We start from the raw sequence: 19,981 nt of genomic DNA on the forward strand, positions 1-19,981 counted from the left end.
TTTATGCCAAAAATGCCTAGCTTATCTACCAAGGACGGCTTCGATCTTCTTCATTACATCATCGGCTTCGCTATTTTTCTTATCTAGATCCTCTTCTAGGCGCATGATCTGGTTGGTTTTTGCCTCATTTTGTGCTTTTAATGTTACGATCTCGTTACGTAGCTCTTCATTTACTCTGCAAACTTCATCGTATTTTGTGATGAGGTCATTTACTTTATCGCTTAGTGTGGTTAAGATCGCATTATCTTCAAACATAAAGGTTCCTTTAAAATAATAATTAATGCCGTATTCTAACACGCAGAGGCTAAATTCTTTTTAAAATTCTCATTTGACAAAGCACTATCTTTGCTATAAAATTCGCCCAAATTTAAAGGCGATCAATGAGTAAATTTGAAATTTCATCTAAATTTAGCCCAAGCAGTGACCAAGCAAGAGCGATAAAAGAGATAGTAAAAAGCATAAAATCAGGCAATAAATACCAAACACTTCTAGGCGTGACAGGATCTGGCAAGACCTTTACCATGGCAAATGTCATACGTGAGCTAAATATGCCAACGCTCATCATGACACATAACAAATCCCTTGCCGCGCAACTTTACAGCGAATTTAAGGGCTTTTTCCCAAAAAACCATGTCGAGTACTTCATAAGCTACTACGACTACTACCAGCCAGAGGCCTACATCCCAAGAAGTGACCTATATATAGAAAAGGATAGCTCGGTAAATGAGGAGCTTGAGCGCCTGCGCCTCTCTGCGACGGCTAGCTTGCTAAGCTTTGATGACGTCGTCTGCGTTGCCTCAGTCTCTGCAAACTACGGCCTTGGTAATCCAAGCGAGTATAAAGGGATGGTGGCATATCTTAGCGTGGGCGAGAAGATAAGCCAAAGAAAGCTTTTAGAACAGCTTGTCGATATGGGCTACAAGCGCAATGACAACTACTTTGACAGGGGCGACTTTCGTGTAAATGGCGATGTGGTGGATATTTATCCAGCATACTACAACGATGAAGCCCTAAGGGTCGAGTTTTTCGGCGATGAGATCGATGCGATGTATCATTTTGACGTGCTTGATAACAAAAGGCTAAAGGACATCTCTAAATTTACACTTTACGCCACCAGTCAGTTCATCGTGGGTGCTGATAGGCTAAAGATCGCTATGAAAGAGATCGAAGAGGAGCTTGATGCGCGCTTAAAAGAATTTAACGAGCAGGGCAAGCTAGTTGAGGCTCAGAGGCTAAAGCAAAGAGTGGAGTTTGACCTTGAGATGATGGCGAGCACTGGCATGTGTAAAGGCATCGAAAACTACGCGCGACATCTGACTGGTCAAAAGGCTGGAGAGACGCCGTACTCGATGTTTGACTACTTTGAGATAAGTGGCGAGGACTATCTGGTTATCGTCGATGAGAGCCACGTGAGTTTGCCGCAGTTTAGGGGTATGTATGCGGGTGACAGGAGCCGTAAAGAGGTGCTTGTGGAGTATGGATTTCGCTTGCCTTCAGCGCTTGACAACAGGCCGCTTAAATTTGATGAGTTTATAAGCAAAAAGGCGAAATTTCTCTTTGTCTCAGCCACGCCAAACGAGTATGAGCTTGGTATCAGCCAGGGCCACGTCTATGAGCAAATTTTGCGTCCTACGGGACTGCTTGATCCGATCATCGAGATAAAAGATAGCGACAATCAAGTCGAGGCGCTATTTGACGAGGCAAAGGCGGTGATCGCTAGAGGTGAGCGTGTGCTAGTTACGGTGCTAACTAAAAAGATGGCCGAAGAGCTAAGCCGCTACTACATCGAGCTTGGCGTCAAGGTCAAGTATATGCACTCAGACATCGATGCGATCGAGCGAAATGAGATCATTAGAGGGCTTAGAAGTGGCGAATTTGACATGCTAATAGGCATAAATTTGCTCCGTGAGGGGCTGGACCTGCCTGAAGTGAGCCTGATAGCGATAATGGACGCCGATAAAGAGGGCTTTTTGCGCTCGACAACGAGCCTTATACAGACGATGGGGCGCGCGGCCAGAAATGTAAATGGCAAGGTGCTGATGTTTGCCAAAAATATAACAAAATCGATGAAAGAGGCGATCGATACGACGACTGCTAGGCGTAAATTTCAAGATGAATACAACAAAGCTCACGGCATAACGCCGCACTCTGCCAGCAGAAATATCGAAGAGAGCTTGCACGTCGAGGATGACGGCGAAATTTACAAGTGTGGTAAAAATTTAGAAAAGATGCCAGCTAGCGAGCGGGCTGCGATCGTAAAAGAGCTAAGAAAGCAGATGCTTGAAGCGGCGGCGCAGCTAGAGTTTGAGAAGGCGGCGGCGTTACGTGATGAGATAGCAAAGATGAGAAAGTTGTAAAAAGGCTCGTCTCTTGTGCGCTTTTAAATGAACTAGAAATTTTCTCCCTTGATGAACTATATAAAAATGTCGTTCGGTTTTATATAGATAAACAATTATTGTTTTTCTATAAAATGTAGATATTCGAATGTAGAGTTGGCCTTGTGTTTACGATTTTCGCTTTTATCAGCTTTAAACCTTTGATATTCTTTTTTTACTAAATCATATTTGCCATATCTAAGTAAAATTTCTTTAATTTTTTGCTTATCCATAAGCCCTTCATTGTTGTAACTCAAAAAAATATATTTAAATTTTGCATTTTTTATTAAATTTTCAAATTCAGTTGCAACATCATTTTTTGAACAATATTTTGAGCGTAAATAGTTTCGTAATCCAGTCTTGCCATTTGGCGTAAATTTATCATAAAGTGCTATGGTATTTAATAAGTGATAGTTTGCGCCATATTGGCGAGCATTGTATGGTGGATCCAGGTACAAAATATCACCATCAATTTTTCTTATCAATTCATTTGCATCCAGTTGATAAACATCATGAACATTATCGCTTATTTCAAATTTGGCTGCTTCTAAAACCAATGGCTTTAAGGCAGAAGTTTTGATATTTTTTAAAAACGCTCCATAAACAGATGCAGTATTAGCGACTTTATCTGCGCTTTCTATAAGCGAAGCCAACAAAAAATAGTAAATTTCATCGGTTATTTTTCCGATTTTATGCCAGCTTTCTATTTCCTGCCTGACAGTATCTATTTTTTGACCATTTTCATCACTAAAGTATTGACGACCTGAACCGCTGCCAAAGCAGTAGTTCCTGTAAATAAACCCGTCTTCAACTGGTATAAGATCATTTAATTCATTTATCAAATCGTCCGTTTGACTTAAAATTATATGATTACCGATGTAATTTTTATTTAAGACATAGCTATATGGCTCTATATCGTTTGCGATAACCTTTTTAACGTAAGTTTTAAAAGTCCGCCCTACTATGCCAGTACCCGCAAAGATATCGCAGAAGATTTTTTGCGATAAATCGTTGCCAACAACTTTGCAAATCTCGTCTCTTATCCAGTTTGAAAGTTTAAATTTAGAGCCTATATAGTTCATTGCTGATCGCTCGGATAAAGTTTTTTAAATATAAATTCGCTAGTATGTTTTGAGGCTTCATCTGAAATTTTCTTTACGCATGTTTTGCGGTATTCAACTGGATCGTATTGATAACAGCCTATACAACCAAGTTCTTCCGTATAATTCTCATCACCTTGATAAAATTCATATGGATTGCCGAGTATGTTTTTGGCATTCCAGCGTTTATTTGTTTCTTTGCATTTTTTACAAATTTGACGTTTTATATCATTTGCTGCCTTACAAAGGGGTTGAAAATCTTCAAGTTTTTGAGTAGTAACATCACTTACTCTTAGGTCATTTTTTCTGCCGTCTTTATGATCTATTTCAATTTTAGTATTTTCCGAATTTCCATTTACGCCAAGCATTACACAGTTTTTGTCTTTATAAAAATCTTTTATATCTTTTTTTATGGTTTGATTAAAAATTTGGACTGTATTCAAACCGTTTAACATAATTCTATCTATAGAATTACCTCTAGTTTGTTTTTTGTCAAATTCTACTATATATTTTTTAGCCAAAGCAGAACTGCCCCTACACCAACTACCGCCATTGCCAAGCTGAAGCTCCTTGTATTTTCCGACAAATTCTCCAACATTTACCCAGCGAGAAAATCCATTTTTATCTGGTATTGCAAGTTCCAAAAATAGATCACATTTGCTTTTTTTACTCATCAAAACTCCTTTTTAAAAATTAATATATATTCGTGTTTAAAAATATAATAGTCATTTTTTAAAGCTCTAAATCGCCATATGCCACCTGCTCCGAGTTTGCCACGATTACCTTCGATATTTTTTACGACTATGCCTTTTAACTTGACTTTAAAATTTCTCTTTATCATATCCATACAGTAAAAACTAAGCGGCAAAATTTCGCTATTTTTATAAATGTCGCCGATCACTACGGCAAAATAGCGGTTTTTGTCCAAAAAATTTAAAGAATTTTCACAGACAAGCTTAAATTTTGTTATAAATTCATTTATGTTGTTACATTTAGATAGGTCGTTTTTGTCATCCGTAAATTTAACGATATCCATATAAGGTGGATGCATAAGGACGAATTGTACACTTTTAATTCCAATATTATCAAAATTTTTATCAACACTTTGGGTGTTCATCGAATCACATTCGGCTATAAAAAAATCACTAAAATTAGAGCTTTGCATACTTTGGCGCACATAATCCAACATCAATGGATTTATATCAAAACCGATATATTTTCGATTCAAATTTTCGCACTCAAACAGCGTCGTACCACTACCCATGAAAGGCTCAAACACAAATTCTCCCCTTTTGGTATATCTGCGCACGAGTTGATTTGGGATCTGCGGGATAAAATTACCGTGATAGATGTTTTTATGTTTACCGCTTTTGTCACGCTCAGCAATAATCCATAGACTATCAGTATTTATGTCGCAGTTTTTCCAGTCATTTAAATTTATGTCGTTTATCATTAAAAGTTCCAAAAAATTTATTTGAATTATACTAAAAATTTAAGTTCTACTAACTGACTTTAAAAAATAGCTCTACACCGCGCAGATAAGCGAAACTGCGGCGATAAAGTAAAATGAGTGCGTTAGGCTAAAGATGTCAGCGATCTTGCCGATGACCGTCGCGAATATACCGCCGATTGTTATGCTAAGTCCAAGAGTTACGCCAGAGGCTAGGCCGATTTGATTTGGCAGATAAAGCTGCGCAAGGGCGATTGAGGGGCTAAAAGATAGGCTGATGCAGGCGCTTACGCACATGGAGGCCACGAGAAATAGTGCGTAGCTGTCGATAAAGAGCATTAGCACGACTAGCGGCGCGGCGATGCTTAGGCTTATTTTGATGAGCTTAACTAAGCCGTATCTATCAGCTAGAGCCCCGCCAAATAGCGTAGAGATCGCACCAGCAGCAAAAAACATACTTAAATTTACATTTGCAGCCTCTTTGCTAAGACCAAAAATTTTGATGAGGTAGATGCTAAAAAATGCCGCAAAGCCAAATGCGACGATAGAGCGTGAAAATATACATAGACAAAGCCTCAAAAATGCACCCAGATCGTCTTTTAGAGCGCTTGTTTTTTGTGAAATTTGCTTTTTATGACTGCCTTCTAGCGCTTTTATAAATTTGCCTTTTTTAAGGTATAAAAGCGTTAGAAAAATTTGAGGGATGATGAAAACTAGCGTCCCTTTTAGACCAAAATTTCCCACAAAAACAGCGACCAAAATAGGCCCAACGGCAAAGCCTACGTTGCCACCAAATGAAAATATGCTTATGCTTTTGGCTCTATTTTTGGCGTTTGAGGCGTAGTTTACGATCCTTGCGGCACTTGGGTGAAAGAGCGCAGCGCCGATACCGCTTATCATCACGCAGAGTAAAATGAGGTAGTAGTTTGTGACAAAGCCAGTTAGGCTCATGCCCCCGCCTGCAAGCAGTAGCCCAAGCGGGATGACGTAGGGCAGCTCTTTTTTGTCGCTTAAGCGGCCTATCAGCGGTTGGATGAGCGAGCTTGCTAAATTTGTGGCGGTCACGAGCGAAGCGGCTGTTGCGTAGTCGTAGTGGTAGCTCGCGATGAAAAATGGCAGCATCGCGCCAAGGGCACTTTGGTTTATGTCGCTACAAAAGTGCCCAAGCCCCATTAGATACTTTAAATTTTCCGCCTTTTTCATCTAAAATAGCCCTTTTAAAAGCCCCTTTAAATTTTGCTTGTCGCCGTTTGTACTTTCATCATCTTTGCCAAGCTTTTTATCTAAAAATCTACCTATCTCTTTTTTGACCTTATTTTCAAGATATTGCGATCTGACGTCGTATTTTAGCTTGTCTGTCGTGCCTGAAATTTGCACGTTTAGATCGGTCTTTTCTAGCCTGCAAACAAGCGGCACGTTAAGCATTTTTGTGGCGGTATTATAAGTGCCGCCTGTAACCTTTATATCGCTCTTTGGCGAGCTTAAATTTACGTTAAAGATGACGTTGTCGCCCTTTATATCGCCATAAATTTTGCCGTCTTTGTAAATTTCTTTTGTGATGTCCTTGCCGGTGAAGGTTTTTATGTTGTTCGTGAGATTTGTGCTGGCTAGGTGGCCCTCTTTTAGCAAGATGTCAAATTTACCCACCCTTTGCGTTGTCTCATAGTCAAATTTAGCATCGCCGTTGCCGTCATAGAGATGATCAAGCGCTAGGGTCTGCGTTAGCCCCTTTACCTCGAAGTTTTTTAGCACCGCATCAAGCACGCCACCTTTGTAGTTTGCCTCGAGTTTGCCCTTAAATAGATCATCTGAAGTGGCTTTTACGCTTAGATCATCCACTTTGCCCTCTGCCGTTACGAGCGCTACAAATTTACCGTGAAGTTCACGACCAGCTAAAAATGCAAGCTTATTTAGCTCTGAAACCACCGCTTGAAGCTTTAAGTTTAGCGTGCTTTTGCCCACATCAAAGCTGCCATCTATCCCCTTTATATCAGCTAGTGAGCTAAGAAAGTCGCCACTAAATTTCGCTACATCACCTTTGCAACTTAGGCTTAAATTTGAGCTAAATTTCTCATTTTCAGGGAATTTTTTATCAAGCATTTTGCTAAGCGCTGCGGCGTTAAATTTGCCATCATTTAGGGCGATCTTTGCGGTGACGCTTGGGCTTTTACTAAAGATATTTTGTCCTTTTGCCTGGACATTTGCCTTGGCGTTTGCTAGTCTGTCGTTGCCGCTAAGTGCTAAAATTTCTCCTAGCTGCGCCTCTTTTAGGTTAAGATCAAGATTTTCATTTTTTATGGTGGCGTTTAGCTTGCCAGCAAAGGCATCACCGCCTAAATTTAGCTCATCTATCTTGCTTGCTTTGACCTTTATATCGCCAGCAAGCGCCATCTTTGAGCCCACCTCAAAGCCGCTAACCGCTTTAAATTTCTCAGGGTCGTTAATGAGCATGGCAAATTTGCTAAAAATTTGGCTGTTTTTTAGGTCAAAAACGCCCTTTATATCCTTTAGCTCGCCAAGATCACTAAGCACGTTTGCTTCAAAATTTACAAGTTCATTTTTTGCAGTGGCGCCGCCTTTTAGCTCAAATTTAGCCGCATTTTTAAGCTTTGTAAGACCATTATTTATAAGGCCGTTTTTTATCTCAAATTTAGCCTCGCCTGCAAGCTTTTTTAGCTCGTCAAAGCCGCTAAAATTTGCGTTTAAATTTATCTGCCCGTCTGCGTAGTTTGGCTGCAAGGCAAGTGCTAGAAGCTCTTTTAGTTTGATATTTGTGGCATTTAGGATTAAATTTTTACTATCAAAATTTGCATTTATCTTGCCACCAAGGCCATTTATCTCAGCTTTTAGGTTTTTAAGAGCATTTTCTTGCATCGTAATTTCGCCATTTGCATCCACTGCACCACTTAGCTGCTCTCCCAAGAGCTTGCCAAAAAGGGCAAGATCAGGCACATTTAGCGAAAAGTCGCTCTTTAAATTTTTGCTAGCTAGATCATAAGTAGTCTCATTTGCTTTTAAAGTGGCTTCTGGCGCGATGATAAGGGTTTTTGCACTCACTTTTTCATTTGCAAATTTAGCATTTACACCGCCTTTAAAGTTTATATCTTTTGCTAAATTTAGCCCAAATTCATTTTTAAGAATTTCTTTGTTTATCGCTGCATCGCTTGCTAAAATTTGAGCGTTTATGATGGGCTCATTTTTCTCATCAACCCCTTGCATATTGCTCGTTAGATCAAGCTTGCCGCTAGCTAAATTTGGCTTTTGCGCAAGAGCTGAGATCTCAGAAAGCTCGATGTTCTTAGCATCAAGATTTAGCGCTTTTGGCAGGTAGTCTTTTAAATTTGCGTTTAAATTTATGTTTGAGCCAAGTGCCGTGCCAGTTGCCGCTAGCTTAAAGTCGCTAAATTTACCAGCCACGTTTGCTTTAAGGGCTACATCTTTTTTTAGCCCAAGCTCGCTAGCCTTTGCCTTGTCGGCATCTATATCTATATTTAAATTCATACTTTGAGCAAGTAGCGAAAGCTCGCCATTTGCCTTTAAATTTATGGCGTTCATCACGGTCGCATCTAAATTTAGCGTGCTAAATCCTAGGCTAAAATATTTAAATTTAAGATCAATACCACGAGCGAGGGCCTCTTTTTCGATCTTGCCAGCGATAAATTTACTCCCAAATGGGCTAAATAAAAGGCCAAAGATGCAAGCTATTATGAGCACAAGCGTGCCAACTATGTAAGCTACTTTTTTCATAAAATTCCTTTATATTAGTTTTATATATCATAAAACTTTAGTCACTTAGACTAAAGTTTTTAATAAAATTCACTATAAATTATTGACTTTTTCAGAAAAAAATGCTAGGATTTCATCACTCAAAAATAAAGAGTGCTAAAAAAGACAATTAAACTAAAAGGATGAACAATGAACTTTCAACCATTAGGCAAGCGTGTCCTAGTCGAACGCGTAGAAGAGACAAAGACGACAGCTTCGGGCATAATTATACCTGATAACGCAAAAGAAAAACCTTTAAGCGGCGAGGTAAAAGCAGTTGGCGCTGAAGCTGAGGGCGTAAAAGTTGGCGAAAAAGTAGTATTTGCTAAATACGCTGGCACTGAGGTAAATTTAGATGATAAAACATATCTTGTTTTAAACATCGACGACATTTTAGGCGTGATTAAATAATTTAAAAAGGAAAGACAATGGCAAAAGAAATTTTTTACTCTGATGATGCAAGAAACCGCCTATACGAGGGCGTAAAAAAACTAAATGACGCTGTAAAAGTGACAATGGGACCAAGAGGCAGAAATGTCCTTATCCAAAAGAGCTTTGGCGCGCCAAACATCACAAAAGACGGCGTTAGCGTGGCTAAAGAGGTTGAGCTAAAAGATACTATCGAAAACATGGGTGCAAGCCTAGTTAGAGAAGTAGCAAGCAAGACAAACGACCAAGCAGGTGACGGCACTACAACAGCGACTGTGCTAGCTCACGCGATATTTAAAGAGGGTCTTAGAAACGTAACTGCTGGTGCAAATCCTATCGAAGTAAAACGTGGTATGGATAAAGAAGTAGCAGCTCTTATAGATGCACTAAAAAACATCTCTAAAAAAGTTTCTGGCTCAAAAGAGATCGCTCAGATCGCTACTATCTCTGCAAATTCAGACGAGAGCATCGGCAAGCTTATCGCTGATGCGATGGAGAAAGTCGGCAAAGACGGCGTCATAACAGTAGAAGAGGCAAAGTCTATCCAAGACGAGCTAAGCGTTGTTGAGGGTATGCAGTTTGACCGCGGATACCTAAGCCCATACTTCATCACAAACCCTGAAAAGATGCAAGTTGAGCTAAGCAATCCATTCATATTGCTATTTGACAAGAAGATCACAAATCTAAAAGACCTGCTTCCAGTGCTTGAGCAAGTACAAAAGAGTGGCAAACCACTTCTAATCATCGCTGAAGATATCGAGGGTGAGGCACTTGCAACGCTTGTTGTAAATAAACTTCGCGGCGTTCTAAACATCTCAGCTGTTAAAGCTCCTGGCTTTGGCGACAGAAGAAAAGCGATGCTTGAAGATATCGCTATCTTAACAGGTGGCGAAGTTATCAGCGAAGAGCTAGGCAGAACACTAGAGAGTGCCACTATAAACGACCTTGGACAAGCTTCAAGCGTAGTTATCGACAAAGATAACACAACTATCGTAAATGGTGCAGGCGAGAAGTCAGCGATCGACGCTAGAATCACTCAAATAAAAGCTCAAATCGCAGAGACTACAAGCGACTATGACAAAGAAAAACTTCAAGAGCGCCTTGCAAAACTAAGTGGAGGCGTGGCAGTTATCAAAGTAGGTGCTGCGACTGAGACTGAGATGAAAGAGAAAAAAGACCGCGTAGATGATGCTCTAAGCGCTACTCGTGCAGCTGTTGAAGAGGGCATCGTAGTAGGTGGCGGTTCGGCTCTTATCCTTGCTTCAAAGAGTGTAAATTTAAATTTACAAGGTGACGAGGCAATCGGTGCTGAGATCGTTAGAAGAGCGCTTCGTGCTCCACTTCGCCAAATCGCTGAGAACGCTGGCTTTGATGCTGGCGTAGTAGCAAACGCAGTTGAGACAAGCAAAGATGCAGATTTTGGCTTTAACGCTGCAACTGGCGAATATGTAAATATGTTTGAAGCTGGCATCATCGATCCAGTTAAAGTTGAGAGAGTTGCTCTACAAAACGCTGTTAGCGTGGCTAGCTTGCTACTAACAACTGAGGCAACTATCAGCGAGATAAAAGAAGAAAAAGCAATGCCTGCAATGCCTGATATGGGCGGAATGGGTGGCATGGGCGGCATGATGTAGCAGCCCCTTTCGAGCTAGAGCCTTTTCTAGCTCGAATTTATATTTAAATTTAACCTCACTAAATTTATAAAATTATTTACTCCTTTTTAAATTTATTCTTGTATCATTTTTGCATTCTTTTAGGGAGAATTTACAATGAAATATGATGAAATTTTTAGAGAATACGACATCCGTGGTATTTTTGAAAAAGACTTGACAGAGGACAGCGTCAAGGCTATAGGGCTTGCTTTGGGTAAGAAATTTAACGAATTTGGCGTGAAAACTTTAAGCGTTGGCTTTGACGCAAGGCTAAGTGCTAGCACACTTTTTAGGTACCTGCTAAGCGGTCTAAACAAGGCTGGTGGCTTTAAAATTTATAACATCGGCTTGCTACCAACTCCTGTTGGCTACTTTAGTGTTTATGCTGATTATTTCGACGCAAACATTATGATCACGGGCTCTCACAACCCAAAAGATTATAACGGCTTTAAGATCACCATTAAAAAAGATAGTTTTTTTGGCAAAGACCTGCAAATTTTAAAAGATAAAGTGAACGAGATAATCGCATCTGGTGAGCAAATAGCAGACGATGAGAGCTGTGAGAAATTTAATATCTTAGAAAAATATGTTGAGTTTTTTGTAAAAGAATTTAGCGAGCTTAAAAATTTCAAAAAGCCTTTTGTCATAGACTGCGCAAATGGTGCTGTAGGCGTGAGCTTAGTGCCTATCGTCAAGGCACTTGGGCTAAATGCGAAAATTTTATATGAAGATCCAGATGGAAATTTCCCAAATCACCATCCAGACCCAAGCGAAAAAGAGAATTTAAAAGAGATATTTTCGCTCATCGAAAAGAAGGAATTTGACCTTGGATTTGGCTTTGACGGAGATGGCGACAGGATCGCCGTGATAACGCCAAAAAGAGATATAAAAGGCGATGAGCTAGCATATCTTTATGCGCTAAATATGAAACATCCAAAGGTGCTTGGCGAGGTAAAATGCTCACAAAATATGTATGATGAGATCGCAAAAATCGGCGAAGTTTTTATGGGAAAAACTGGACATAGCAATATAAAAAAGATGATGAAAGAGCTAAATGTTGATCTTGCGGCTGAAGTGAGCGGTCATATCTTCTTTAAAGAGCGATATTTTGGCTTTGACGATGCACTTTATGCGATGATGAGGGTGCTTGAGCTAGTTCATAAGGGCTTTGATCTTGACGGCGAGCTTGATAAGATGCCACTTGTCTTTAGTACCGATGAGATCAAGATAAAGACGACTGACGAGGCTAAATTTAAGATAGTAGCCAAGCTAAAAGAGTGCGTGAAAAACGAGAGTTGCGACCTGCCGAAGATAAAAAATATCATCGACATTGATGGCATAAGAATTCAGTTTGAAAATGGCTGGGCGCTGGTGCGTGCGTCAAATACAACGCCAGTTATCGTTACTAGATTTGAAGCAAAGAGTAAGGAATTTCTAAAAGAGATCGAGCAAAAAGTGACAAATTTGCTAAAGAGCTTAATGTAACCTGTAAAGAGCATTTTGGGTTAAATTTACTCCAAAATGCTTTTCAAATTTTTATTTAAACATCCAACTTATCTGGCTTTTGCTGGTTTCTTTTCGGGCAGTTCCGCATACATGCCGCGCAACAATTCTCCAATCAAATTCGCATCCTCAAATTTCTCGAATACATGCATTAACGTCTTTGAGCCATTATAAGGATAACGTAGTTCTGAGTCTGCAAGAAGTCTGTCCGATGTCGGCGTTCTCTTTAAAAACAGTTCATTATTACAAATGTCACCTATCAGTTTACCGTTAAAATATACAAGGTATCCACCCATCATGGATTTTATGACAATATCGCCGAATTTAGAAAATCTATCGCGAACATATTCATTAAATTCATTCACTATGATCACTCACTTTGAATTTAGAGTTTGCCGCCTTCTACGACTAGAGATTCAGGATTGACGCTATCGCCATAGATCGGTTTTAGTGTAGCGTCATAGTCTTTGTGGAAGAAATTTTCTTTTCCAAGCTCGATGATCTCGTTATTTAGCCACTCAAGCAAGGCTTTGTTGCCTTTTTTGACAGCTGGAGCTATCACGTCCACGTCGCCAAGCGCCTCAACGCCAACGACAAAGCCAGGAGTCTCTTTCGCCCAGGCAAAAAGTAGGGCGTTATCATGCGCTAGAGCCGCACCCCTTTTATCAACCAAAGCTGCGAAAGTTTCAGTGTTTTGATCATACTTTAAAAGCTTGATATCAGGATAATTTTTTGTAAAAAATGCGTCTGCGGTTGTGCCTTTATTGACGATTAATGTCTTGTCTTTTAGCTCATCAACGCTCTTTATCACAGCGCCCTCTGGGCTAACGATGCCAAGTGAAACTTTCATATATGGAAGCGCAAAATCAACAACTTGCGCGCGCTCAGGCGTCTTTGTAAAATTTGCAAGCGTGATATCGACCTTGTCAGCTGTGAGCACTTCGACCCTGCCAGCAGCCTCGACTAGCTCAAATTTAACCTTGCTCTCATCGCCAAGCAGGTCTTTTGCGATGCGTTTTGCAAAGTAGATGTCATAGCCTTGGTTTTTGCCGTCTTTATCGACGTAGCCAAATGGCGGTTTGTCGCTAAAAACGCCTATCCTTATATATCCACGCTCTTTGATCTTTGCGATCGTATCAGCTTGGTTTGAAGCGGCCGCTTTGTCCGCACCTTTGTCATCACCACAACCCGTTAGAAAGACGGTAGCGACTAATGCTAATAAGAAAAATTTAAATTTTCTCACTCTTTCTCCTTTAGAAATTTTAGTAAATAAGAGCGACTAAGCTCGCTCTAAACGCATTTTGAAAAAACGGCAAATTATCTCTTATTTTTTCTAAAACGAGAATAAATTTAGAAATTTCTTTGCTCGCTCGCTCTTTGGATTAGTAAAAAACTCCTCTGGCTCGCTGATCTCCACGATCGCTCCAGCGTCCATAAATACTATCTTATTCGCAACCGCCCTTGCAAAGCTCATCTCGTGGGTGACTATTAGCATCGTCATGCCGTCTTTGGCTAAATTTAGTATCACATCAAGTACTTCTCTAACGATCTCTGGATCAAGTGCAGCCGTAACCTCGTCAAATAGCATGATCTCAGGGTTTAGACAAAGGCTTCTAACGATTGCTATGCGCTGCTTTTGACCGCCGCTTAGCTCCTTTGGATAGGCAAATTTCTTATCAAGTAGCCCAACCTTGCTTAGCCACATATTAGCCGTCTTTTCAGCCTCGGCCCTATCTCTTTTTTGCACCTTTAAAGGCCCAAGAAGGACGTTATCGATGACGTTCATATGATCAAACAGCTCGTAGCTTTGAAAGACCATGCCTACCTTTTGGCGGATCCTTTGCCACTCTTTAAATTTAGCGTCTATCACTTCGCCGTCTATGATGATCTCGCCGCTTGCTATGCTCTCAAGGCCGTTTATACACCTAAGAGTTGTGCTCTTGCCGCATCCCGATGGCCCAAGAAGCACGACCACTTCGCCGCTTTTAACATCTAAATTTATATCCTTTAAAGCGTGAAGCTCTCCATAAAATTTATTTAAATTTTTAAGTTCTAAGATATTTTCGCTCATTTTAGCTCCATTTTTCTTCTAGTTTTTTCGATAGTTTTGAGACTGGATAGCAGATCGCAAAATATAAAAAGAATATGAGCGTGTATATCCAAAATGGCGCCATAGGATTTGTAAATACATTTCGCTCGATGATCTGCTGGCCGACTTTTACCACCTCTACAACGCCGATTAGCACGACGATAGAGGTCGTTTTTATCATACGGCTTAGTAAATTTACAGCTCCAGGCACCAGCCTTCTAGTAGCAAGCGGGATGATGACATAAAAGTAAATTTGAAATTTACTAAGTCCTAGCGAGGCGGCTGACTCAAACTGGTGCTTTGGTATCGAGGTGATAGCGCCGCGCACGATATCCATCATCTCAAAAACGCCCCAAAGGCTAAAGACGATGAGCGAGGCGGTAAATGCCGAGATATGCAGCCCAAAAGCCTTGCTAACACCAAAGTAAAATAAAAATAGCCAGACGATCTGAGGCATGATACGCACGATCTCGAGGCAAATTTTTAAAACAAGATAGACAAATTTGTTTTTCATACTCATCAAAACGCCAAGTATGAGGCCACCTATGACGGAGATGATGATCGAGATAAATGAAATTTCAGTGCTTACCACAAGACCTTCAAGTAGTCTTAGTAAATTTTGCGTGTCAAATAATATACTAACTCCTTGCATTTCTCACCCTTTTTTCGACGTAGCTAAGCGCCAGCGAGACTGGCAAGATGATAACAAGATAGCTAATAACCAGCATAAAAAGCGCCTCGTCTGTCTTGTAGTAAAGCCCGATGAGATCTTTTGCGACGTAGACTAGATCAGCAAGCGCTACGATACTAACGATGCTGGTTTCTTTTAGTAAAAATATGACGTTTGCGCTGATACTTGGCAATGCCACGCTAAAGGCTTGTGGCAAGATGACATATCTTAGGAGCTGGTTTTTACTAAGTGCGATGCTAAGTCCTGCTTCTATCTGCGACCTTCTAACCGCCTCAAAGCCAAGCCTAAAGCTCTCGCTCATGTAGCTGCCTCCAAGAAAGCTAAGTCCAGCGACCGCACAGGTAAAGCCACTCATCGACACTCCAAGCTTTGGCAAGCCGTAGTATAAAAAGAAGAGCTGGATAAGAAGCGGCGTGTTTCTTGAAAGCTCAACGTAGCAATCAACGAGCTTTGAGAGAAATTTTAGCTTGTAAAATTTCACAGCCATGCAAAAAATGCCTATCAAAATAGAAAAAACGATCCCTAAAAAGGCGATCTGGCAGGTGAGAATCCCAGCCTTTACAAAAAGGGGGTAAAATTTCTCAATAAACTCAAAATCCATAAACTTTAATCCAATCTGAAAAATGGAGTTATTTTATCCCATAATCATAAATTTAAAACTAATTAGGTATTATCGCACTTTAAATTTAAGCTTACAAAAAGGATAAAATTTGATCGATCTTTTTCAGATCATCGGCTTTTTAGGGATGATTTGCATCGTGATGGGCTACTTTTTACTTCAGATCGGCCGCCTAAATAGCCACGATCTAGCCTACCAGATAATAAATTTAGCAGGTGCGGTGCTGCTCATCATCTCGCTTTTTGTGCACTTTAACCTCGGCTCGTTTTTGATAGAGGTCTTTTGGATAATCATTACGATATATGGAATTTATAAAATTTACAAGGAGAGAGCGTGAGAGCGTATGCAGAGTGGGAAGAGCAGGAGCTTTTGTTTTTATCGCTGCCACATAGTAAGAGCGACTGGGAGCCTTATTTAGAGGAGATTTTGGCGGGCTATGAGGAGCTTGTGGCTGCTGTTACGCCCTTTGAAAAGGTGGTGCTCATCTGCCCTGATGAGGCAAATTTCGCTAGGTTTAAGAAATTTAAAAATGTAGAGTTTGTTAAGCTTGATACTGACGATACTTGGATTAGAGATTACGGTATGATCGACGTTTGCACCAAAGACGGCGTAAAAAGTTACGACTTTAAATTTAACGCTTGGGGCGGTAAATTTAAGAGCTCAAAAGATGATGCGATAAATTTAGAGCTAGCTAAAATTTACAAAACTAAGCTTGAGCCAGTTGATATGATACTAGAGGGCGGAAGCGTCGAATTTAACGGAGATGGCGTGCTTTTAACCACCTCAAAATGCCTGCTAAATGAAAATAGAAACAAAGCGCTTAGCAAAGAGCAGATCGAGGAGAAGCTAAAAAATTTATTTGGCTTAAAGCGTATCATCTGGCTTGAAAATGGCTTTATAAAAGGCGATGACACAGATAGTCACATTGACACTTTAGCGCGCTTTATCACGCCTGATACTATTGCTTACGCAGCTTGCGATGACAAAAGTGATGAGCACTTTGATGAGCTAAAAAGGATGGAGGATGAGCTTAAAAAAACTGGCTTTAAGCTACTTGCTCTGCCGCTACCTAAGCCTAAATTTTATGATGGCAAAAGGCTTGGCTGCACCTATGCAAACTTTATCTTTATAAATGGCGCCTTAATCGTGCCAACATATAACGACGAAAACGATGAAAAGGTGCTAAATTCACTAGCCAAGGCACTGCCAGATAGAAAGATCATCGGTGTAAATTCGCTAGTTTTTGTCCGTCAAAATGGCTCACTTCACTGCTCAAGCCAAAATAGATACAAAAGGTCTTAGCCTTGTCAAGTCCGTTTGATTATGAGTTTAACAGCATAAATAAGCAAGAGTGCACGCAAGGCGAAAATAAGGCCGTTATCGCAGCTGGAGCATGCGCCTTTTTGCTTGCACTTGTGAAATTTACAGCGGGGCTTTTTAGTGGCTCAGTCGCTGTGCTTGGCTCGGCGATTGATTCAATGCTTGATTTTATCGTTTCGCTTTTAAATTTATTTGCGCTTAGAAAGTCAAGAAAGCAAGCCGATGAGAGATTTAACTTTGGCTACACAAAGCTAGAGGCCTTGGCAGCGCTATTTGAGTGTGTCATCATCGTGCTGGCTGCTGGATATATATTTTATGAGAGCGTTAAGAAATTTAGTGAGCCAAATTTAGAGATAGACCTTGGCTTAAGCCTTGGTGTGATGGTGTTTTCAGTCGTTGTGACGCTAGCTTTGGTGCTATTTTTAAACCAAATTTCTAAAAAAAGTGGCAACCTTATCATAAAAGCAGACGCACTGCACTATAAGATCGACCTTTTTAGCAACCTAGCAGTCATCATCTCGCTGCTTATCATTAAATTTAGCGGATTTGTGATGATAGATGCGATCTTTGGTATCGTGATAAGTGGCTACATCGCTCAAAGCGCGATAAGTCTTGGCAAAGACGCCCTTGGTGTCTTGCTAGATCATGCAGCAAGCCCTGAGGTCACAGCTGAGATCATCAAGATGATAAAGGCAAAGAATAGAATTTCAGACTTTCACTACCTAAACACAAGACAGAGCGCAAATACCATATTTTTAACGATGCATTTAGTTTTTGACAAAGATATCTCGCTTTACGACGCGCACGAAGTGGCCGAATCGCTTGAAGCTGAGATAAGAGAGAAATTTAAGGAATTTTCGTGGCAGATAACCACACATTTAGACCCATATAACGACAAAGAAGGGAAAAGAGATGAAAGTAGCACTACTTCAACAAGAATTTAAAGGCACAAAAGAAGCGACCATTGCAAAGACGCTTGAGCTAATCGCTGAGGCGAAAAAGGGAGGTGCTGATCTAGTTGTGTGCCAAGAGCTGCACCAGACGCAGTACTTTTGCCAAAGCGAGGATACAAATTTCTTTGATCACGCAAACGACTGGCAAGAAGATGTCGCTTTTTGGGGCAGGGTGGCAAAAGAAAATGGCGTAGTTTTAGTCACTTCGCTCTTTGAAAAAAGGGCTGACGGACTTTATCACAACACCGCTTTTGTCTTCGAGCGTGACGGCAGCGTAGCTGGCAAATACCGAAAAATGCACATCCCTGATGATCCTGGATTTTACGAGAAATTTTACTTCACGCCTGGCGACATTGGCTTTGAGCCTATTGAAACTAGCCTTGGTAAGCTTGGCGTTTTGGTGTGTTGGGATCAGTGGTATCCAGAGGCAGCAAGGCTGATGGCGCTAAAAGGGGCGAAAATTCTCATCTATCCAACGGCTATTGGCTGGTTTGAGGGCGATAGCGAGGGTGAAAAGTCAAGACAGCTTGAGGCGTGGGTGGCGGTGCAAAGAGGCCACAGCGTGGCAAATGGTCTGCCAGTGGTCGCAGTAAATCGCGTGGGCTTTGAAAAAGATGATAGCGGCGTGATGGATGGGATTAAGTTTTGGGGAAATAGCTTTGTTTTTGGGCCACAAGGCGAGCAGCTTTTCCGCGCAAATAGCACAGATGAGCTTTGTAAGATCGTTGAGATAGATATGAAAAGAAGTGAAGAAGTGCGCAGAATTTGGCCATTTTTAAGAGACCGCAGGATCGATGCCTACGCAAATATCACAAAGAGATTTATCGACTAAATTTAGAGCTAGAATTTCTAGCTCTTAAAATTTAGATTGCTCGTAAAAGAAATATAAATTTATTCTTAAGAAAATATTTTTTTAAGCCTTGATTGTGTAGAATAGTTGCAACTTTACCAAAATGGCATAAAAATATCATATCAAAAAGATACAAAGCTAAATTTATAGAATAAAATAGCCTTAAATTTTTTGAAAGGATTTTAGATGAAAACTACTTCTTTGGCACTTGCTGGATTGCTTTTGGCAACAACACTTTCAGCAAAAGAATTTATCAGTATCGGCACTGGCGGCATGACAGGTACATACTATCCGATAGGTGGAGCGATCTGCCGTTTGGCAAACAAAAACACCGATGTAAAATGTTCTGTTCAATCAACTGGCGGCTCAGTTTATAACGTAAATAACGTCCTTAAAAAAGAGCTTACATTTGGCTTTGTTCAAAGCGACGTCGTCTATGATAAATATAACGGCACCGGCAAATTTGACGGAGCAAAAGATGAAAATTTACGCTCAGTAGTGGCTATCTATCCTGAGCTTCTTGCATTTGTCGTGGCAAAAGATAGTGGTCTTACAAGCGATCTCTCTTCATTTGCAGGCAAAAAATACAACGTAGGCAACCCAGGTAGTGGCAACGAAGTGAGCACACTTGAAGTCTTTAAAGCAAAAGGCTTTGACGTTTCAAAACTAGGATACCGCGGCGTTTTAACAGTTGGCGAATGCCCACACGCACTAAAAGATAAAAAGATAGACGGATATAGCTTTGTCGTTGGTCACCCAACTGCAAACATCACTGATGCTGCGACATCTTTGCCTATTGATATCCTAAACATCGAAGGCAGTGAGATCGATAAACTTCTTGCAGAGAAGCCATACTTTGCAAAAGGTGTGATCCCAAAAGGCTCATATGATGGCGTCGATCACGATGTAAATACTATTGGTGTAAAAGCTGTTTTAGTAACTAGCAAAGATACAAAAGATGAGGCTGTAAAAGCTGTGATAAAAGCTATCTTAGATAACTTTGATGAGTATAAAACTCTTCACCCAGCGCTAAAATCAGTAAATAAAGAAGATCTTGTTCAAGGTCTTTCAGCTCCGCTTCACCCAGCTGCAGAGGCTGCATTTAAAGAGGCTGGCATCTTAAAATAATCCATTTCCAGGGGCTTTTGCCTCTGGATAAAATTTAAATATGCAAATTTCTTCTAA

The 19,981-nt window shown here is 40.5% G+C and carries 20 protein-coding genes; 9 read left to right on the forward strand and 11 right to left on the reverse strand.

Going from position 1 to position 19,981, the window contains the following annotated elements; all coding sequences use genetic code 11:
- Positions 1–21: 21 nt before the first annotated feature.
- Positions 22–255 (reverse strand): hypothetical protein, encoded by a 234-nt coding sequence (locus tag FZ945_RS00815; protein WP_002940382.1) that lies wholly within the window; start codon positions 253–255, stop codon positions 22–24.
- Positions 256–380: 125 nt separating this feature from the next.
- Here FZ945_RS00815 and uvrB point away from each other — a divergent pair, with 125 nt between their 5' ends.
- Positions 381–2,357, forward strand: coding sequence for an excinuclease ABC subunit UvrB (uvrB, locus tag FZ945_RS00820; RefSeq protein ID WP_148801806.1), 1,977 nt, complete (start codon positions 381–383; stop codon positions 2,355–2,357).
- 95 nt (positions 2,358–2,452) lie between these two features.
- On the opposite strand, the gene FZ945_RS00825 is transcribed toward uvrB, so the two are convergent.
- The 5 genes from FZ945_RS00825 to FZ945_RS00845 all read right to left on the reverse strand — a co-directional run bounded on the left by FZ945_RS00825 (position 2,453) and on the right by FZ945_RS00845 (position 8,672).
- Positions 2,453–3,457 (reverse strand): DNA adenine methylase, encoded by a 1,005-nt coding sequence (locus tag FZ945_RS00825; RefSeq protein ID WP_148801808.1) that lies wholly within the window; start codon positions 3,455–3,457, stop codon positions 2,453–2,455.
- Positions 3,454–4,149, reverse strand: coding sequence for an NlaIII/IceA1 family type II restriction endonuclease (locus tag FZ945_RS00830; RefSeq protein WP_148801810.1), 696 nt, complete (start codon positions 4,147–4,149; stop codon positions 3,454–3,456). The genes FZ945_RS00825 and FZ945_RS00830 overlap by 4 nt, the downstream gene beginning before the upstream one ends.
- Positions 4,149–4,928, reverse strand: coding sequence for a DNA methyltransferase (locus FZ945_RS00835; RefSeq protein ID WP_148801812.1), 780 nt, complete (start codon positions 4,926–4,928; stop codon positions 4,149–4,151). Before FZ945_RS00835 ends, FZ945_RS00830 begins: the two co-directional genes overlap by 1 nt.
- A gap of 72 nt (positions 4,929–5,000) precedes the next feature.
- Complete coding sequence (locus FZ945_RS00840; protein WP_148801813.1) at positions 5,001–6,128, reverse strand: MFS transporter; 1,128 nt, start codon at positions 6,126–6,128, stop codon at positions 5,001–5,003.
- The gene (locus FZ945_RS00845) at positions 6,129–8,672 is read right to left on the reverse strand and encodes a translocation/assembly module TamB domain-containing protein (protein WP_148801815.1); all 2,544 of its coding nucleotides are present in this window, start codon (positions 8,670–8,672) and stop codon (positions 6,129–6,131) included.
- 168 nt (positions 8,673–8,840) lie between these two features.
- Here FZ945_RS00845 and groES point away from each other — a divergent pair, with 168 nt between their 5' ends.
- The 3 genes from groES to FZ945_RS00860 all read left to right on the forward strand — a co-directional run bounded on the left by groES (position 8,841) and on the right by FZ945_RS00860 (position 12,256).
- A complete protein-coding gene (gene groES / locus FZ945_RS00850; protein WP_009293641.1) occupies positions 8,841–9,101 on the forward strand; it encodes a co-chaperone GroES in 261 nt (86 codons plus the stop codon).
- A gap of 17 nt (positions 9,102–9,118) precedes the next feature.
- Positions 9,119–10,753, forward strand: coding sequence for a chaperonin GroEL (groL, locus tag FZ945_RS00855; protein ID WP_103599581.1), 1,635 nt, complete (start codon positions 9,119–9,121; stop codon positions 10,751–10,753).
- A gap of 135 nt (positions 10,754–10,888) precedes the next feature.
- Positions 10,889–12,256: a phosphomannomutase/phosphoglucomutase gene (locus FZ945_RS00860; RefSeq protein ID WP_103599582.1), complete on the forward strand. Its 1,368-nt coding sequence runs from the start codon at positions 10,889–10,891 to the stop codon at positions 12,254–12,256.
- 68 nt (positions 12,257–12,324) lie between these two features.
- Here the strand turns inward: FZ945_RS00860 and FZ945_RS00865 are convergent, their stop codons facing one another.
- The 5 genes from FZ945_RS00865 to FZ945_RS00885 all read right to left on the reverse strand — a co-directional run bounded on the left by FZ945_RS00865 (position 12,325) and on the right by FZ945_RS00885 (position 15,655).
- Positions 12,325–12,639: a TfoX/Sxy family protein gene (locus FZ945_RS00865; protein WP_103599583.1), complete on the reverse strand. Its 315-nt coding sequence runs from the start codon at positions 12,637–12,639 to the stop codon at positions 12,325–12,327.
- Positions 12,640–12,659: 20 nt separating this feature from the next.
- On the reverse strand, positions 12,660–13,517 hold the full coding sequence (locus FZ945_RS00870; RefSeq protein WP_009293645.1) for a cysteine ABC transporter substrate-binding protein: 858 nt from the start codon (positions 13,515–13,517) through the stop codon (positions 12,660–12,662).
- 90 nt (positions 13,518–13,607) lie between these two features.
- On the reverse strand, positions 13,608–14,345 hold the full coding sequence (locus tag FZ945_RS00875; RefSeq protein WP_103599584.1) for an amino acid ABC transporter ATP-binding protein: 738 nt from the start codon (positions 14,343–14,345) through the stop codon (positions 13,608–13,610).
- A gap of 1 nt (position 14,346) precedes the next feature.
- The gene (locus tag FZ945_RS00880) at positions 14,347–15,015 is read right to left on the reverse strand and encodes an amino acid ABC transporter permease (RefSeq protein ID WP_148801817.1); all 669 of its coding nucleotides are present in this window, start codon (positions 15,013–15,015) and stop codon (positions 14,347–14,349) included.
- On the reverse strand, positions 15,002–15,655 hold the full coding sequence (locus FZ945_RS00885; RefSeq protein ID WP_087581877.1) for an amino acid ABC transporter permease: 654 nt from the start codon (positions 15,653–15,655) through the stop codon (positions 15,002–15,004). Before FZ945_RS00885 ends, FZ945_RS00880 begins: the two co-directional genes overlap by 14 nt.
- Positions 15,656–15,764: 109 nt before the next feature.
- Here FZ945_RS00885 and FZ945_RS00890 point away from each other — a divergent pair, with 109 nt between their 5' ends.
- The 5 genes from FZ945_RS00890 (at position 15,765) to FZ945_RS00910 (ending at position 19,924) form a co-directional block, all read left to right on the forward strand.
- Positions 15,765–16,010 carry a CBU_0592 family membrane protein gene (locus FZ945_RS00890; protein WP_002940350.1) on the forward strand — a complete coding sequence of 82 codons (246 nt, stop codon included), beginning with the start codon at positions 15,765–15,767 and terminating at the stop codon, positions 16,008–16,010.
- Positions 16,007–16,975, forward strand: a complete 969-nt coding sequence (locus FZ945_RS00895) for an agmatine deiminase family protein (protein WP_148801819.1) — start codon at positions 16,007–16,009, stop codon at positions 16,973–16,975. Before FZ945_RS00890 ends, FZ945_RS00895 begins: the two co-directional genes overlap by 4 nt.
- 2 nt (positions 16,976–16,977) lie before the next feature.
- On the forward strand, positions 16,978–17,937 hold the full coding sequence (locus tag FZ945_RS00900) for a cation diffusion facilitator family transporter (protein WP_148801821.1): 960 nt from the start codon (positions 16,978–16,980) through the stop codon (positions 17,935–17,937).
- Positions 17,906–18,778, forward strand: coding sequence for a carbon-nitrogen hydrolase (locus FZ945_RS00905; protein WP_103595387.1), 873 nt, complete (start codon positions 17,906–17,908; stop codon positions 18,776–18,778). The genes FZ945_RS00900 and FZ945_RS00905 overlap by 32 nt, the downstream gene beginning before the upstream one ends.
- A gap of 204 nt (positions 18,779–18,982) precedes the next feature.
- The gene (locus tag FZ945_RS00910) at positions 18,983–19,924 is read left to right on the forward strand and encodes a TAXI family TRAP transporter solute-binding subunit (RefSeq protein ID WP_148801823.1); all 942 of its coding nucleotides are present in this window, start codon (positions 18,983–18,985) and stop codon (positions 19,922–19,924) included.
- Positions 19,925–19,981: the final 57 nt, after the last annotated feature.

It is taken from the genome of Campylobacter concisus, from assembly GCF_902460535.1.
GTDB lineage: Bacteria > Campylobacterota > Campylobacteria > Campylobacterales > Campylobacteraceae > Campylobacter_A > Campylobacter_A concisus_AS.

Coding starts and splice junctions, on each gene's coding strand:
- FZ945_RS00885 (WP_087581877.1), bottom strand. CDS start 15,655: ATGGATTTTGAGTTTATTGAGAAATTTTACCCCCTTTTTGTAAAGGCT.
- uvrB (WP_148801806.1), top strand. CDS start 381: ATGAGTAAATTTGAAATTTCATCTAAATTTAGCCCAAGCAGTGACCAA.
- FZ945_RS00830 (WP_148801810.1), bottom strand. CDS start 4,149: ATGAGTAAAAAAAGCAAATGTGATCTATTTTTGGAACTTGCAATACCA.
- FZ945_RS00840 (WP_148801813.1), bottom strand. CDS start 6,128: ATGAAAAAGGCGGAAAATTTAAAGTATCTAATGGGGCTTGGGCACTTT.
- groL (WP_103599581.1), top strand. CDS start 9,119: ATGGCAAAAGAAATTTTTTACTCTGATGATGCAAGAAACCGCCTATAC.
- FZ945_RS00905 (WP_103595387.1), top strand. CDS start 17,906: ATGAAAGTAGCACTACTTCAACAAGAATTTAAAGGCACAAAAGAAGCG.
- FZ945_RS00860 (WP_103599582.1), top strand. CDS start 10,889: ATGAAATATGATGAAATTTTTAGAGAATACGACATCCGTGGTATTTTT.
- FZ945_RS00880 (WP_148801817.1), bottom strand. CDS start 15,015: ATGCAAGGAGTTAGTATATTATTTGACACGCAAAATTTACTAAGACTA.
- FZ945_RS00845 (WP_148801815.1), bottom strand. CDS start 8,672: ATGAAAAAAGTAGCTTACATAGTTGGCACGCTTGTGCTCATAATAGCT.
- FZ945_RS00875 (WP_103599584.1), bottom strand. CDS start 14,345: ATGAGCGAAAATATCTTAGAACTTAAAAATTTAAATAAATTTTATGGA.
- FZ945_RS00825 (WP_148801808.1), bottom strand. CDS start 3,457: ATGAACTATATAGGCTCTAAATTTAAACTTTCAAACTGGATAAGAGAC.
- FZ945_RS00910 (WP_148801823.1), top strand. CDS start 18,983: ATGAAAACTACTTCTTTGGCACTTGCTGGATTGCTTTTGGCAACAACA.
- FZ945_RS00815 (WP_002940382.1), bottom strand. CDS start 255: ATGTTTGAAGATAATGCGATCTTAACCACACTAAGCGATAAAGTAAAT.
- groES (WP_009293641.1), top strand. CDS start 8,841: ATGAACTTTCAACCATTAGGCAAGCGTGTCCTAGTCGAACGCGTAGAA.
- FZ945_RS00835 (WP_148801812.1), bottom strand. CDS start 4,928: ATGATAAACGACATAAATTTAAATGACTGGAAAAACTGCGACATAAAT.